Origin of the sequence: Nostoc sp., from assembly GCF_036919815.1 — a bacterium.
Taxonomy (GTDB): domain Bacteria; phylum Cyanobacteriota; class Cyanobacteriia; order Cyanobacteriales; family Nostocaceae; genus Nostoc.
Map to the genome: position 1 here is coordinate 26999 of NZ_JBALCE010000123.1, position 14804 is coordinate 41802.

Annotated in this window: 15 protein-coding genes; 8 read left to right on the plus strand and 7 right to left on the minus strand. The window is 42.3% G+C overall.

From position 1 onward, the window contains the following. Positions 1-217: 217 nt before the first annotated feature. A complete protein-coding gene (locus V7K15_RS27875) occupies positions 218-1582 on the minus strand; it encodes a DUF2330 domain-containing protein (RefSeq protein ID WP_334910921.1) in 1365 nt (454 codons plus the stop codon). A 66-nt stretch (positions 1583-1648) separates the two neighbouring features. Then, the gene (locus V7K15_RS27880) at positions 1649-2476 is read right to left on the minus strand and encodes an RnfABCDGE type electron transport complex subunit D (protein WP_334910923.1); all 828 of its coding nucleotides are present in this window, start codon (positions 2474-2476) and stop codon (positions 1649-1651) included. Between the two features lie 382 nt (positions 2477-2858). Here V7K15_RS27880 and V7K15_RS27885 point away from each other — a divergent pair, with 382 nt between their 5' ends. Both V7K15_RS27885 and V7K15_RS27890 read left to right on the plus strand, forming a co-directional pair. Beyond that, positions 2859-3557 carry a polysaccharide deacetylase family protein gene (locus V7K15_RS27885; RefSeq protein ID WP_334910925.1) on the plus strand — a complete coding sequence of 233 codons (699 nt, stop codon included), beginning with the start codon at positions 2859-2861 and terminating at the stop codon, positions 3555-3557. Positions 3558-3762: 205 nt separating this feature from the next. Further along, positions 3763-4563 carry an RMD1 family protein gene (locus tag V7K15_RS27890; RefSeq protein ID WP_334910926.1) on the plus strand — a complete coding sequence of 267 codons (801 nt, stop codon included), beginning with the start codon at positions 3763-3765 and terminating at the stop codon, positions 4561-4563. Positions 4564-4607: 44 nt separating this feature from the next. Here V7K15_RS27890 and V7K15_RS27895 read toward each other — a convergent pair whose 3' ends face one another. Together V7K15_RS27895 and V7K15_RS27900 are read right to left on the minus strand one after the other, a co-directional pair. Continuing rightward, positions 4608-5933, minus strand: a complete 1326-nt coding sequence (locus tag V7K15_RS27895; protein WP_334910928.1) for an RNA-guided endonuclease InsQ/TnpB family protein — start codon at positions 5931-5933, stop codon at positions 4608-4610. 384 nt (positions 5934-6317) lie between these two features. Then, positions 6318-7295, minus strand: a complete 978-nt coding sequence (locus tag V7K15_RS27900) for a carbohydrate kinase family protein (RefSeq protein WP_334910930.1) — start codon at positions 7293-7295, stop codon at positions 6318-6320. 362 nt (positions 7296-7657) lie between these two features. On the opposite strand from V7K15_RS27900, the gene V7K15_RS27905 reads away from it, so the two are divergent. The 4 genes from V7K15_RS27905 (at position 7658) to rfbB (ending at position 11297) form a co-directional block, all read left to right on the plus strand. After that, on the plus strand, positions 7658-7921 hold the full coding sequence (locus tag V7K15_RS27905) for a helix-turn-helix domain-containing protein (RefSeq protein ID WP_292801486.1): 264 nt from the start codon (positions 7658-7660) through the stop codon (positions 7919-7921). Between the two features lie 412 nt (positions 7922-8333). Continuing rightward, positions 8334-9035, plus strand: coding sequence for a DUF6391 domain-containing protein (locus tag V7K15_RS27910; RefSeq protein ID WP_334910932.1), 702 nt, complete (start codon positions 8334-8336; stop codon positions 9033-9035). A gap of 107 nt (positions 9036-9142) precedes the next feature. Further along, positions 9143-10141: a glycosyltransferase gene (locus tag V7K15_RS27915; protein ID WP_334910934.1), complete on the plus strand. Its 999-nt coding sequence runs from the start codon at positions 9143-9145 to the stop codon at positions 10139-10141. Between the two features lie 94 nt (positions 10142-10235). Beyond that, entirely contained in the window at positions 10236-11297 is a 1062-nt protein-coding gene (gene rfbB / locus V7K15_RS27920; RefSeq protein WP_334910936.1) for a dTDP-glucose 4,6-dehydratase, read from the plus strand. On the opposite strand, the gene V7K15_RS27925 is transcribed toward rfbB, so the two are convergent. Genes V7K15_RS27925 through V7K15_RS27935 form a run of 3 tightly spaced genes read right to left on the minus strand, consistent with a single transcriptional unit; the run spans position 11224 to position 12546 of the window. Beyond that, positions 11224-12075 (minus strand): ImmA/IrrE family metallo-endopeptidase, encoded by an 852-nt coding sequence (locus V7K15_RS27925; RefSeq protein WP_334910938.1) that lies wholly within the window; start codon positions 12073-12075, stop codon positions 11224-11226. The two genes, rfbB and V7K15_RS27925, sit on opposite strands and share 74 nt — an antisense overlap. 7 nt (positions 12076-12082) lie before the next feature. After that, entirely contained in the window at positions 12083-12367 is a 285-nt protein-coding gene (locus tag V7K15_RS27930; protein ID WP_334910940.1) for a HigA family addiction module antitoxin, read from the minus strand. After that, entirely contained in the window at positions 12364-12546 is a 183-nt protein-coding gene (locus V7K15_RS27935) for a hypothetical protein (protein WP_334910942.1), read from the minus strand. The genes V7K15_RS27930 and V7K15_RS27935 overlap by 4 nt, the downstream gene beginning before the upstream one ends. A 111-nt stretch (positions 12547-12657) precedes the next feature. Here V7K15_RS27935 and V7K15_RS27940 point away from each other — a divergent pair, with 111 nt between their 5' ends. Next, positions 12658-13851, plus strand: a complete 1194-nt coding sequence (locus tag V7K15_RS27940; RefSeq protein ID WP_334910944.1) for a serine/threonine protein kinase — start codon at positions 12658-12660, stop codon at positions 13849-13851. Between the two features lie 63 nt (positions 13852-13914). Beyond that, the gene (locus tag V7K15_RS27945; RefSeq protein ID WP_334910946.1) at positions 13915-14541 is read left to right on the plus strand and encodes a type I restriction enzyme HsdR N-terminal domain-containing protein; all 627 of its coding nucleotides are present in this window, start codon (positions 13915-13917) and stop codon (positions 14539-14541) included. Positions 14542-14804 lie beyond the last annotated feature (263 nt).

A 14804-nucleotide genomic window follows, 5' to 3' on the forward strand; every position in this document is an offset into this window, starting at 1 on the left:
TCTTGTGGGGTATCAACCTACCTCTGGAGTCAAGAAGATTCCGCCACGCCACAACCTCTACTTGGCTACAAGCCAAGACCGCAGTGGCACCACTTGCGGGCGGGGCTTGTACCAAGTACATAAGTGCTGAGTAGTTTTTTTACTTGACTCAACTCAGCACGGGCTAAAGGCCCCGCTACCGCTAACAGCACTCAGGACTGAGTGTTGTCAATACTAATCAAAACCAGGATAAGAAACTTTCCCACAAGGAATATGTGAGATTTCCGACACTCAGCTTCATTTTCTTGCGAATATCTTGGATATCCCAGTTGGTTAGTTTAGCCAGAGTTTGCGCCTCTTGTTCAAAACGCTTGGGCAAAGACCGTTTGTATTCTTTACCTGCTTGACACTTAAGTTCCCCTTGGAATGGATGTTGCAAAATATAACGCCCTTGGAAAGATTCACGGTTGGCAGTTTGCAGGAAAATCAAGTCTTCTGGGAATGTGTCGCGGGTGTAGCGGATATGCAGACGGGAGATGAAGACGTTACTGCTAAAAAAGGGAGTACCAAAATTGGGGAATACTGGTACATTACTTGAAGAATTATTAATTAGCCAAAATACACCTGCTTCCTTGAGTTCGTCTGGGGTCAGAGGATCGGCAGAACAAGGATCGCAACTACCCATATCCCAAGCGTATTCCAAAAAACCGACTCTTTTCCCTTCTTTGGTGTAAGCGGTTTGGAACAGGGATTTGTAGAATTCATTAAATTCATTTTTGACAAATACGGGAATATTGGCGTTGGAGGGGATTTTCACCGTCCGATAATTAGTGATTTCTGCCCTTCCTTCGGGCGAGAGGATATAGACAATTAAATCCTGCTCTGTCGTGGCATTGAGCATACCTAAACGAATTGGCAACATGAACTTGGGTGATTGATAGGAAATTTGTAGCGGACGCAGGAATTCGTAGCCAGATTGGTTGAATTTATCTAAGTTGACTTTGGCAACAAAGAATTTCATTGAGGAACGGATATAGGGCTGAAGTAACTGTTTCGCCCCTTGAGGGATTTTGTAGCCATTGTTTTTGAGCCAAGTTTCCAGTCCGTCAGATTCTTTAGCACTGAGGATCACTATGTCGTATTCGCCGACGTTGAAACTGGCTTCGACTGTCACACCTAAACTGCGATCGCTACTCCCAGATAGCGCTCCTCCTGCTCCTCCTGCTCCTCCTAATGCTCGGAAGTTGTTGAAAATTATTGGGGCACAAGGATCTGGGTCAAAATATTCTACCAATCGCGGCGCACTAAAAGCATCTAGGGGCTCGATAATCTGGGGTTTGGCAACGCGAACTTGCTCTTTTTTAAGCAGTGTTGGCACAGGTATTACTATTGCAAAATCTTTGACTTCGCCTTGAAAGTCGTTTGCCATTGTTAGGACAGTGCGATTGCCATCTCGCGCTATCACCACCTGAGAAGCTTTGTTATACAGCTTCGTATCAGCTTTAGCTACATAGAATCCACAAAATGCCCAAGCTGCGGGTGCAAAGCACAAAACAGCTACAATTGCCAACAATAATGGCGTTAAAAGTCGAAAAATCTTCATTTTTTATACCTCAAGATTTTTAATGCTGAATGCTGACAGACGCGATTAATCGCGTCTGTACAGGAGTTAGGAGTGCTGAGTAAGAAGTTCTTCCCCTGCTCCCTCATCTCCCTCTTGCCAAGCAAACTTGGGGGCTAACCAGAGGACATCTATGAGAATGGTCAATGGGGCAAGGGCAAATAGTGCCCAGAAGACTGCGGTAGAAATAAAGAAATAATTTCGCAGGATAAAAGTTAATCCGGCGATGCACACTGCCCAAACTACCCGCCCAATTCGGGAATTGGGAATCGATCGCGGATCTGTAATCATAAATAGGGCGAACAGCAGCAACGATCCGCTCATCAATCGGTGCCAGTAAACATCCCAAGTCCAACCCAGCCAGAGATTGCGAATGGCTTCCAGCAAGGAATAGGCAGTCAAAAAAGCTGCTGTGGTGTCCCAGCGACCAATACGTTGCAAAATCATGCCACCAGTGCCGACAAATAATAGCCCATACCACCACTCTTCACCCCATTGTCCCGGCGAAACCCAAGCATCGGGGGTGAGAATCAAGGCAGATATGATCCCAAAATTGGCGGGGTTGAAGAAATGCTTATCACCGAATTGGAAGAGAAATTTGCTAGCGATCGCACTTGCTGCTGCTATTACCATTGTTGTCCAGTGATCAGCCCGCAACAGCAGGCTGAGTCCCAGCGAGCTAATTAAAGCGCTGCGAAGATTGGGCAGTTGTTCTTTGCCTGTTACCCATGAGAATATCCATTGGGTTAGTAGACAAGTGGCGATCAATACCCCAATCAATTCTGGTCGCAATGTCCAGTCTCGTGTACTGATTCCCACGACTAGGAACAAGCCCAGAAATGAAATTTGATAATCTCGTATATCTTTGAACAACATTAACTTTTCATGCAGTGTTTCTTGGTAGATTTATCATCAATTTAGAGAAGTGGTAAATCAAAAAGTATTGCTCTTAGAGATTTTTTACAAAATAGAGGATTGATATTCTCTAGCCAACCTTTCCCAAGTGACTTTAGGGTGGTGATTGACCACACTCAGTGCTGAGTCCTGAGTGAATTAGAAATTACTCAGAACTCTTCAAAAATTAGAGCGATCGTGATGATTTTTGAACCTATAAGGAGCGCTTATATCTAAAACTCTGTATTTGTACAATGGGTAAGTTCCAGATATAAGCGAGTTAAGCCGTGGTTCCGAGGCTTAACAGTCTCATATTAAGTAATCAATGTAATTATGCAAGATTACGCAAAAAAGAAAAAACTTTATGCAGCTAGCTCCCCTGTTCCCCATTTTCTACCGCGTTCTCCAGCCGAGTTTTCCCAAGTGCCTTTGGGCTGGAAATTCTGATTCTAAAGCGATCGCCCTAACTTTTGATGATGGTCCCCATGCTCAATACACACCCGAAGTCTTGGCTGTATTAGACCGTTACAACATTACTGCGAGTTTTTTTTGGTTGGGTGTTTGCGTCAACCGTTCACCAGCGATCGCCAAAGCCGTTAGCGATCGTGGCCACTGGATCGGATTGCATGGCTACGATCATCGCTCTTTTCCGATGCTTTCCCCAAATGACCTGAAGGAGAGTTTAGAAAAAACCCAAGCTGCCATCTACAATGCCTGTAACCTGCAACTTGAACAACTGCGAGATGTCCGCCCCCCCAATGGTTTATTTACACCTGCGACTTTAAAATTATTATTTCAGTGGAATTACCGCCCAGTTATGTGGAGCGTTGTACCAGAAGACTGGGTGCGACCAGGCGTCACCACCGTAGTAAAGCGAGTTATGCAGCAAGTCAAAAATGGTTCGCTGATTGTTTTACATGATGGTGCTTGTGGTGGAGAAGATCTTGCTGCGATAATTCAAATTCTCATTCCGCAACTGCTACAACAAGGCTATGAGTTTGTGACTGTTGATACTCTGTGGCAACGAGCTAAGGCTAATCACACGAAAGTACTACTGTCCTGATTTTTGATTTCTGCTACTCAAATGCTAATAGAAGAAGAATGCAGAATTCAGAATCAATCAGTGGGCATCTGTGAGAGATTAAGGTAATTGCGTAAGCTGAGATTGCAGTGATCTCCAACAACACCGGATCAATTGCGTAGGTGTAGCCCGTCGTAGACATCGCTACCCCCACAGATTAACAGGCAAAATATAGTATAGGGCGACAATGCAAAAACTTCTTTTTAATGACAGAGATAGCTTTAGAGCGCAGGCCCTATTCCTTGGTAAGAAGATTAACCTACAAACATTGGAGAATTACGTTTGCTTGGCGGCTAGGCCAGTAATGGTTACAGGAGGTGAACACGGCTGTGCGGTACTGCTGGGCTATGGTGCAGTTGTCCTGTTTAACTTTGAGCCTATGGAAAAGGTAGCCTTCTTGACCAAACTATCCTCTCAAGTTAGTGACTCTTTTGCCGACCCGGAAACAGAAGAGGTGGAAGTTCATCTCAACGTTGCGGAGAGTGAGCGAGTTAAGGAAGGAAAAATTTTGCTGCATGAATTTAGTGTAGAACGCTTGCAGATAGTGGCTGATATTCTCGCTAAGAGTGTTGTGCTGTCTCATTATGAAACTAGCTTAGAGACCGTATTTGATCAAATTGAACCATTTGCAGCTAGTCTCCAGCGAAAAAACAGGAGTAGACGCCAGAGTCAGGAATTACTACGTCAACTTGGGACTACCCTGTTAGTTCAACATAAGATTGTGGGTCGAGTAGAAATTATCGATAAGCCGGAGTTGCTTTGGGAGTCCCCACAGCTAGAAAACTTATATCTGCGCTTGGAGGATGAATACGAAATCCGTGAGCGTCACAACGCTCTGGAACGCAAACTAGAGCTAATTTCCCGAACCGCACAAACGGTGCTGGAGTTTATGCAGCATAGCAGTAGTGAACGAGTAGAGTGGTATGTGGTGATTCTGATTGTGGTGGAGATTTTGCTGTCACTGTACGACATCATTTTCAAACACTAACGCTAAACTAAGCTTGGAGATACGTTAAAGCTTTTTGATGTCAATTACCCGCCACCAAGCGGAGTACCGCTATGGTGGGGGCTTGTATCTACGCTCCACCTCAATTCTGAAAACCTTTGCAGGATATCAGCTTTGGTTTCATCACGCGACACATCAGGGGATACTGACAAACTCCCCGTACTCGTCCAGTCTTGCCGAACAAGCAACGTTCTCATTGCAATATTTCGCGCTCCAACTAAATCAGCGTGTAGTTCATTGCCACAGCATTCACAGCGAAACATCAGACCTTTGTTCGGTCGATTACCCTTCGAGGTGTGTCCACATTTTGGACAACTCTGAGAAGTATAATGTGCCGAAACTTTGGTAGCCAAGCTACCAATTAAATTAGCTTTATAGTCGATATAACTGTGTAATTCAGCAAACGACCATCTAACCTTATTCCGATTAGCTCTACGCTGTTTCTTGCTTGCCTTAATACCCGCCTTAGATTTAGTTCTATCTCGGATTCCCGTCAAGTTCTCTAATCCAATCAAGCTGTTTGGCTTGGCAATTTCTTTACTCATTTGGTGGTTCACATCAGCGATAAACCGTCTCTCCCTTCCCGACAAAGCGATTAATCGGCGCAATGCTTTCCGGGTGTCTTTACGCTGTAAAGTTTTTCGAGCCTTCTGGTATTGGTTAGCTCTGTGTCGAGATGCTTTGCCAGAATAGAAAGTAGACTTACTGTTTACGTCTGTCTCTACTGCCAAATACCTCATCCCAACGTCAACACCAGAGATTCGGGTAATAGTAGTTGGATCTATATCTGGTAGTTCAATCTCAAGACTCACCATTAGATAGTAAATCTTGGAAGAACGCTGGTAAACTATTTTTGCCGCTCCGATATTAGGGCAGGTTTTAATTAGGTTTAGATGTTTATTCCAGCCTTCATAATGCACGACAATCCGACCATTTACCGTTCCAATACTTACGCATTGGTCAGCCTTAAACGAATAGTCTCGCTGATAATTTAAAGTCACAGTCCGAGATGAGTATTTAGGAGCTTCATCAAGCCCTTTAAAACGCTTCTTAGTATGCCCTTTCTTTATCGCTTCATTGTTCTGTTTAACTTTTGTCTGCAATGACTTAAACGTTGCCGCTACTTGTCTAGGTACATTACACGCCATCTGTGCTCCTAATTTAAAGTCAGAGCGCAGATTGTTGTAGACGAGTTTTTGCAACGTAGCACCATTACTAGACTTACCATTATCAAAAGCAATTGTAGAAGCATAGTTTAAGGCATCACGATAAGCCAACGTAGTATCACGCACTGCTGATTTTTGCTCAGTGGTGAGGTTCAACTTTAGTTTAGCGGTGATAACTTGGCTCATATCTTCAACAAACTCTATAGCTATTATAACTGTTGAAGACAATAAAATCAAGGGGTCGAGCAAGGAATTTGCGATGCCCTGAGCCTGCCGTACTCCTGGCGGAGGACAAGCTACGCGCAGCGTCTCTTAAGAGTTGGGTTCGTAAACTCATGCACCGCATCTATTGCCCTTGAGCTACGCTTGTCGATTCTAGATGCGGTGGAATCGTTTACTCACGCGCATTCCTCCCGCCACCAACCGATGCGGCATGGTGGGGGAATCCTGCTGTTCTAGTTGAAGTTTTCCCCTGTTCTAGAACCAGATGAAAATAGTTTATACCACATCCATTTTCTAGTTGGGATATCAGCCACCAAAGGCTGATATCCCAGTGACTTATGCTAGTTCTTAGAGTTGATGTGCGGCTAGAAAAGCTTCGACTTCAGCAGATGTAGGTTGAGAAGCGATCGCACCTGGTTTAATGGTAGTCAGCGCCCCAACAGCACTGGCATAGCTGACAATGCGTTTTGCTGTTTCTGCATCCCGCAAGCTGTGGATGCCATGCTGACTCAATTGGTGGATGAATCCTGCTAAAAAGCTATCTCCTGCACCAGTTGTATCAACTACGGGGATGGAAAACGCAGGTAATTTGCCTTCGTTCTCACCCAGACAGTAGGTGCAGCCGTTTTCCCCATCAGTTACTAGCACTCCTTCAATTGAAGCCAGACGATAAGTTATGGCTCCGGGATCTGCGGTTTCAAATAGCCATTCAGCTTCTTCTTTGGAGAGTTTAAGGAAATCGACTCGCTTAAATAATTCTGGAATTTTTTGATGAGCGATGTTTGGTGCTTCCCAAAATACAGGACGCCAGTTGACATCCAGCACAATCTTCAAATCGTAATGTTCAGCTAACTCTAGAGCGCGGTGAATTGCCTCTTCACTTTCAGGATAGGCTAATTCCAAAGTACCCAAAACCAGAAAATCTGCCTCTTGAAACAGCGAATCTGACAATTGTTTAGCTTGCAGGTGAGTATCGGCAAATTCTGCGGTATCATACTGACCAAATCCGGCGAAAGTGCGATCGCCAGCCAGATCCCGTGTAACATAAACTTGTCGCGTTGGTGCTGTGGGATGGCGTTGTACTCCCGTCGTCTCTACACCTACATCTTGTAAGAGCTTCACCAGTGCATTCCCTGGTTCATCTGAGCCAACCGCTCCGATAAAGCCAGCTGATGTCCCCAGCTTAACTAAAGCACAGGCTACGTTAGCTGGTGCCCCTCCTGGGTAGGGAGTCCAAGATTTCACTTCTTCCAGCTTTAGTCCCAATTGATCCGCTAAACAATCAAACAAAATTTCACCAAGGCACAAAACACGGGGATTGCTCATCTCATTTTCAATTTTAGATTTCGATTTGGGATTAGGAATTTACAGTATAAAATCTACAATAATTTTTGCTAATCTGTCGCCAGTCCTTCATAGAATTAAATAGCAATTTTAACTACTCTTATAATATGTATATGCTTCTAATACTTTTCAAAGTATCTCGGTGAATAAACTAGATTATTCTAAAGAATATGTATTATTTAATACTAGAATATTTTATAGTTTAGATTTATGCAAACTTTAAATCCAAAGAAAATATTCACAATAGTATTACTGTTAACACTTGAAACCCCTACCAACAAAAGAATCCTCTAGAATTAGAAAGAGCGATTAAGTACATATACCAACAGAGGATAGAAATAGTCATGGCTGGTGGCAAGTCTGAGACCCCCGTTAGTCTATCAGACAGAGAACTGCAAATTATCGACTTAGTGGCCACTGGCTTAACTAACCAAGAGATTGCAGGAAAACTGGAGATTAGCAAGCGTACAGTTGATAACCATATCAGTAATATTCTCACAAAAACCGAGACAGACAATCGAGTAGCTCTTGTCCGGTGGGCTTTACAGTGGGGCAAAGTTTGTTTGAATGATGTCAATTGCTGTCTTCTTCCTAACCAGATCGAATAAACAATTTACTAGTAGCAACGTAATTGCTCTGGTCTGGTATAGTAAAGAGCCAATGAATGAGGTTTACTGATTCTTCCCCTCCTCACGCCTAAGTTTTCAGTGTGAACACTCTACCAAAAGTTCCGAGTCCTTCACTCAGCCGGAGTTTATGTTAGTGGAGCCAGCTGACCCTCGGACTCGGAAACTATAAAGATCAGAATTCCTTTCCAAATTCAGCAGAACAGATGTAGGACTTACGCATCAGCAACGAAAAATTAAGGGTTTGGGCAGGGGGAGCAGAGGAGAATAAATAATCAATGCCCCATGCCCAAATTCAACAATCATCCACAAAAATTAGCAACAATTGAGTGGTGCAAGCGTTACATTTGAAAGAAATCTATGTTGCTCCATCGGCTTGGAGAGCGGAGTTCCAATGAATACTTCTGCTTCTTTTCAGGGTGGCTCGTCTCCCTTTGAATTTTTTAAGTTTGATTTTACTACACCTGTATCTGAGAAAGTTCCGAGTCTTAAAGACCGATTTTCAGACTTTCCGCAACCCACACAAGATGCTGACTTACTCAGACAGCTATCGTTTATTCCAGGGTTGAAAGAAATTTTGATGCTTCGGCAAGTTCACGCTTTAGAACATGCGACTGTTTGGGTTCTTAGCGAATCAAAAAGTGCCTATCCTGCCACAGGAAAATCCACTAACGTTCAATTAGATAATGAACTATTAGGCGGTTTATCTACTGAGCAGGGATTCTACCTCTATGGTGAGGTGAATATTAGTAATTTGCGGCGTGCGATCGCACTTGCTCGACATCGCCTCACTAGTGGAGAATGGGATTTGGCTGTACATCCGCGTTGCGGCACAAATTTATCAGTAGCAATGCTTTTAACAGCAGGACTAGCTGTGGGTGTACATCTGTTGCTACCATTTCGACCAATCGAGCAACTTATAGGTTTGGGGTTAGCAGCAACAACAGCTGCTGAACTCGCACCTAATTTAGGTTCTATGGCACAGCGTTACTTAACAACTGCCATTCCTTTTAACCTAGCAATTGAAAATATTACCCGTACACGCGACCCTTGGGGGCGTGAGGCACATTTTGTTAAAGTGGACTGGCAAGAGTAGGGATGAGGAGGACGAGGGGGACAAGAAAAAATTTTCTCCATAGTCTCCCCCCACTCCCTACTCCCATTCGGCTACGCTCACGGCAAGCCCACTCCCCTAAAAAAATTATGAGAAAACTTTACTTCTTACTCCCCGGTACAGATGGCAAATTTGCCTGTGGTGGACTTTGGGCAGAGTTAAAAGCGCTTAATCTGGTTCAGCAGTTCTGTAGTGCTGATGTTGTAACTTACCGTCAACGAGAAAAAGGTAAGCTTTTTATTGATGATTTGCTAAAAGAGAAAAATTTAAGTGATGTAATTTTTGTGATCAGTTGGGGATTTGATGTAGCTCAACTCGTAGCTAAACTTAAGCAATACAATGTCGTTTACCATGCACATAGTGCAGGCTATCCATTCCGGCTAACTGCAAGTATTCCGATCATCACTGTCAGCCGCTATACAATGGGATATTGGGGAGAAAAATCACCCAATTCTCTCATTTATTATTTGCCTAATCAAATTTCTGATCAGTTTCAAAATTTAGGTCTGGAACGGGATATTGATGTTTTAGTTCAGGCTCGAAAATCTTCTGAGTATTTAATTAAAGAATTAATTCCAGCGTTGCAAAAACGTTGTAAAGTATTGGTTGTTGACTCTTATGTAGAGGATTTACCTGGACTATTCAACCGAGCTAAAGTCTACCTCTATGATTCGGCTGAGTATTGGGTGCAACAGGGGGTTAGTGAAGGATTTGGTCTGCAACCAATGGAAGCTCTTGCCTGTGGCTGTCAAGTATTTTCTAGTGTCAACGGGGGACTGGCGGATTACTTAGATCCGGGATTTAATTGCTATAAAATTGCTGGCTATTCACAAGAATATGATGTCCAACGTGTTATGAAGGTACTTGATTCTTCAGTAGCGTTTAATTTGTCTGAAGAATTTTTGGCTGAGTATCGCACTGAAAATATTATTAAGCGTTTCCAAGTTATTGTATATCAGTTAAATGAGTTTTTTGATCACAAGATACAGCAACCTTCTAATATTAAGAATTTGACGAAAATACGTATGGCTAAATTACTCGCACAGAGGATATACGGTAAGCTGAGGAAGAAATACTTTAAGAAATAGAAACGAACCGCAGAAGCGCAGAGAAGCCAGTGCGTTGCGGGGGTGGAGGAGTTTATAGCAACTGGCGCAACACAGAGAGAAGAGAGGAAATTGGATGAGTCGGCGGTTATTAGTTACAGGGGGTGCGGGGTTTATTGGGGCGAATTTTGTGCATCATTGGTGCCAAGTTTATCCAAATGATCGGGTGGTGGTGTTGGATGCTCTAACTTACGCGGGGAATCGTCTGAATTTAGCGCCCTTTGAGGGAAGAGAGAATTTTCGGTTTGTGCAGGGGGATATTTGCGATCGCACCATTATAGATCAGTTATTAGCAACGGAAAATATTGATGCGATCGCCCATTTTGCTGCCGAATCTCATGTTGATCGTTCGATTCTTGGCCCGGCTGCTTTTGTACAAACTAATGTGGTGGGAACTTTCACCCTACTAGAAGCTTTTCGGCAACATTGGGAGACAAAAGCACAGCCATCTGACTATCGTTTTCTGCACGTTTCTACTGATGAAGTCTACGGTAGTCTTGACGCAGATGATCCAGCTTTTTCTGAAACTACACCCTACGCTCCCAATAGTCCCTATTCAGCTTCAAAAGCTGGCAGTGATCATTTAGTCCGTGCTTATTATCATACTTACAAACTTCCAACTATTATCACAAATTGCTCTAATAATTATGGGCCTTATCAGTTTCCCGAAAAACTAATTCCCCTCATGTGTATCAATACTTTGATAGGCAAACCATTACCTGTTTATGGCGATGGTAAAAATGTGCGCGATTGGCTTTATGTGGGCGATCATTGTCTTGCTCTGGATGTAGTAATCAATCATGGTAAACCAGGAGAAACATACAATATTGGTGGCAATAATGAGGTGGAAAATATTAACCTCGTGCAACTTTTGTGTCAATTGATGGATGAATTAGCACCTGAGTTACCAGTGAGTCCAGCAAAGCAGTTGATTACTTTTGTCAAGGATAGACAGGGACATGATCAGAGATATGCAATTAATGCGAATAAAATTAAAACTCAGCTTGGTTGGATGCCTTCAGTAACGATTGCTGAGGGTTTACGTTTAACTGTTGAATGGTATCTCAATCATCGTCATTGGTGGGAACCTCTGCTGTCTGCGGAATATCAAGCTTACTATCGCAAAAATTATCTGTAGAATGACTTAAAATCGTGCTAACTCTAACCAGTAACGGCCTCAAATTTTTATGGGGAACTAATTTGTCATAATGTAAGCGACCAAGAATTATGCCTGGATGTCTATTTTGATTTTGAGCAAATTCTTCAATCGCTTTCCGAGAAAAAACTTTTTTACTCCTGATAATAAATTCATTGAATGTCTGAGAATTTATTAACCATTCAGCGGCTTTTTCATTAGCTTCTGTTTCCTCATCATTCTCTTCTAACGCATCCAAGTTGTCTAAATAAGCACCTTGATGTCCTAAAACAATATGCGCTAACTCATGCATAAGGGTGAACCAGAATGAATCTATTCGGTCATATCTCAATGTCAACGCGATAACGGGATTGCTGTATAAATAAAAGGCTGCACCATCCAAGTAGGTTTTGCTTAAATGCGGCACAATTAGAAAATGTACACCTAAATCTGCCAGCAATTTAGGAATCTGCACGATATTTTCTACTTGTTTAACACAAGCAAGAATTACAGGGATCGCAATCTCTACTTTTTTGCGTTCAAAACTAGCAATGGTTTGTTGTTTGGCTAGGTTCTCAACTCGTTTTACCCAAGCTATGCGAGAAGTTGCCTCTGGCTCTCGATACTCGTAACAACGGAAATTAACATTTAGTTGGAGTATTTCATCTAAGGAAGATACGCCGAAAAAATCACATACTTGCCGTTCTAAATTATCAATTGAATCTGCTGCTTGAATCCACTTATTTTTGATTAGTTCAGAGATAGAGGCAATTGTATACAATCGGCTTTTACGAGTTATATCTTGCTCCTTTTTTTTCTTTTACCACTAGATGAAGTCGATACTTTGCTTCAAGATTTGTCCAAAACTCTGGAGAAGTACCCAAAGCTTGAGAGAGTTCGATACCTGTTTCAGGTGTAATTTGCTTGCTTCCCCGAATAATTTCATTGATAGTTTGAACTGGACACCCCATAATTTCTGCTAAATCTTTCTCTGTCCAGCCACGGGCTTCTAATTCTCGACTTAAAATTTTTCCTGGTGTTGGCACTCTTGCTGGTGCTAGCTTCTGGCTCATATTTCTGTCTTTCCTGCTGCCTGTACACGGGCAACTACGCGCAAGGATGCCAACAACGCGCCGGAATCGTTGTCTTGTGCATATTCCTGAAATATCTCGGTCAAATAATCGTCAATTTCTTCCGGGTACTTGCGGAAATACTCTTCTTCAAATTCATCAAGTGTTCTAAATTTTCTCACGGCTTAGGTACTCCTTTTTCAAAGAATTATCAAACTCCACAGTTTTTCTAGATAATGATTATCCTTAAATAATAAGGAAATAGATCAGCGTAAATTGCTAGCAGGTGTAAGATGCTGCAACCAGAACAGATATTACAAGACCGTTATCAAATTCAACGCCAACTTGGTAACAATGGGATTCGTCAAACTTGGCTAGCAAAGGATTTACAAGCCTCTGATGACGAAAATTCGACTGTTGTAGTCAAACTTTTGGCCTTTGGGGGTACTGTGCAGTGGGATGACCTGAAACTTTTTGAGAGGGAAGCACAAATTCTTAAACAGTTAAATCATCCCCGCATCCCTCAATATATAGATTATTTTTGTATCGACGATCGCACACTCTGGTTTGCCTTAATACAAGAATATATTCCTGGTGAGTCGCTCAAGGAAAAACTTGCTATTGGCAAAAGGTTTACTGAAAAGCGAGCGAGAAAAATTGCTGTTGAGATTTTAAATATTCTCACTTATCTACATGAGTTGAATCCAGGGGTGTTACATAGAGATATTAAACCGAGTAATTTAATCTGGGGCGAAGATAATCGGATTTATTTAGTTGATTTTGGTGCAGTTCAGGATAAAGCGGCAAGAGAGGGCGTTACTTTCACCGTTGTCGGTACTTATGGTTATGCCCCAATGGAACAATTTGGTGGTCGAGCGGTTGCGGCTTCAGACCTCTATGCACTGGGAGCAACTTTGATTCATTTGTTAACTGGGACTTCCCCAGCTGATTTACCCCAGCAGGATTTGCGACTACAATTTACAGACCGAGTTAACCTCAGTCCTAGTTTTGTCAGTTGGATACAAAAGTTGATAGAACCTGCTCCAGAACAAAGATTTACTAGTGCAAGCGTTGCGCTAAATGCTCTCAAATCTGGTCTGACGATCAAATCTGTAAATAAGAACCAACTTTTACCGCTAAAAGAAATAATCAACAATTCTGGATGCGGGATAAAGAATCAGAATGAAACAGTCCCAGAGGAAATTCTCGGTTGGAATTGGGGCGCATTTTTGATGCCTTGGTTGTGGATGTGGCCGAATCAAGTCTGGTATGGGCTATTTACTTTTATGCCCAACGTTTGGTGGTTAATGGCGATCGCACTTGGTGCAAAAGGCAACGAATGGGCTTGGAAAAGTAGACGGTGGCGCAGTATTGAACAATTCAAAGCCCATCAAAGAGGCTGGGCGATCGCTGGGATTCTAATTGGAGCGCCTATTAGTATTATGTTGTGGGTTCGAGCGATCGATTTACTCAAATCTTTACTCTAAGACAGTCTTTTGGGTAAATATCAAGCGAGGGTTTTTTAGGCAGATAAGTATAAGGTTTAACAAATGGTTCAAATTCTTCAAGGAAAAGATATCACCCTAGCCCAACTTATTGATGAATTTGGTCTACAACTTGCAGACGACGAACATTTTTTTTCAGAGTGGCAGGATGATTTACCTGAGTTGAGTGACTTAGAAAAGCAATCTCTTAACGAAGTCAAGGCAGAATATTTGCATCTCTCGAAATATCCTATTTTGTCACCTGTAGTTAAAATGGTGGTGCTATCTCCACTATTGTGTCTAGCAGGTTTTTATCAACCGCCTTTTTACATTGCCTCAGAACAAGAGGTAAAAATCTCTTCTGAAGATGAAGGCACAATTATCAAAGGACGTATTGACATCTTGGTGTTCCATCCTCCATTTTGGGTTCTCGTTATTGAGGCAAAACGAGCAGAATATTCTTTAGTGCCAGCAATTGCCCAAGCATTGGCTTATATGTTGGCAGATGCAACTTCGGCAAAACCTGTTTTTGGGTTTATCACCAATGGTAATGAATTTAGATTTATCAAACTGCTAAAAACTGAAACTCGACAATACGCTTTATCTGATTTGTTTGCTTTAGATAGTCGTGATGACATATATATTGTCCTGAAAGTGTTAAAGCACCTAGCTCATTTAATTCGTAATTCGTAATCTTGTAGGGTGCGTTAGCCAAGAGCATAACGCATCATCCCAATATTTTCAGTATTTTATGCGTAGGCGTAGCCCGTCATAGACATTACTATTTTAATGCAACTGCTGCAATCCAAAAATATAAGCAATTTTACAAATACTTGAGCATTTACAACAATTGCTTAAGCAAAAGCTGTAAATGCTTTAACGTTATTAACTTTTGCTTGAGCATTTACAACAATTGCTTAAGTCAAAGCTGTAAATGCTTTAACGTTATTAACTTT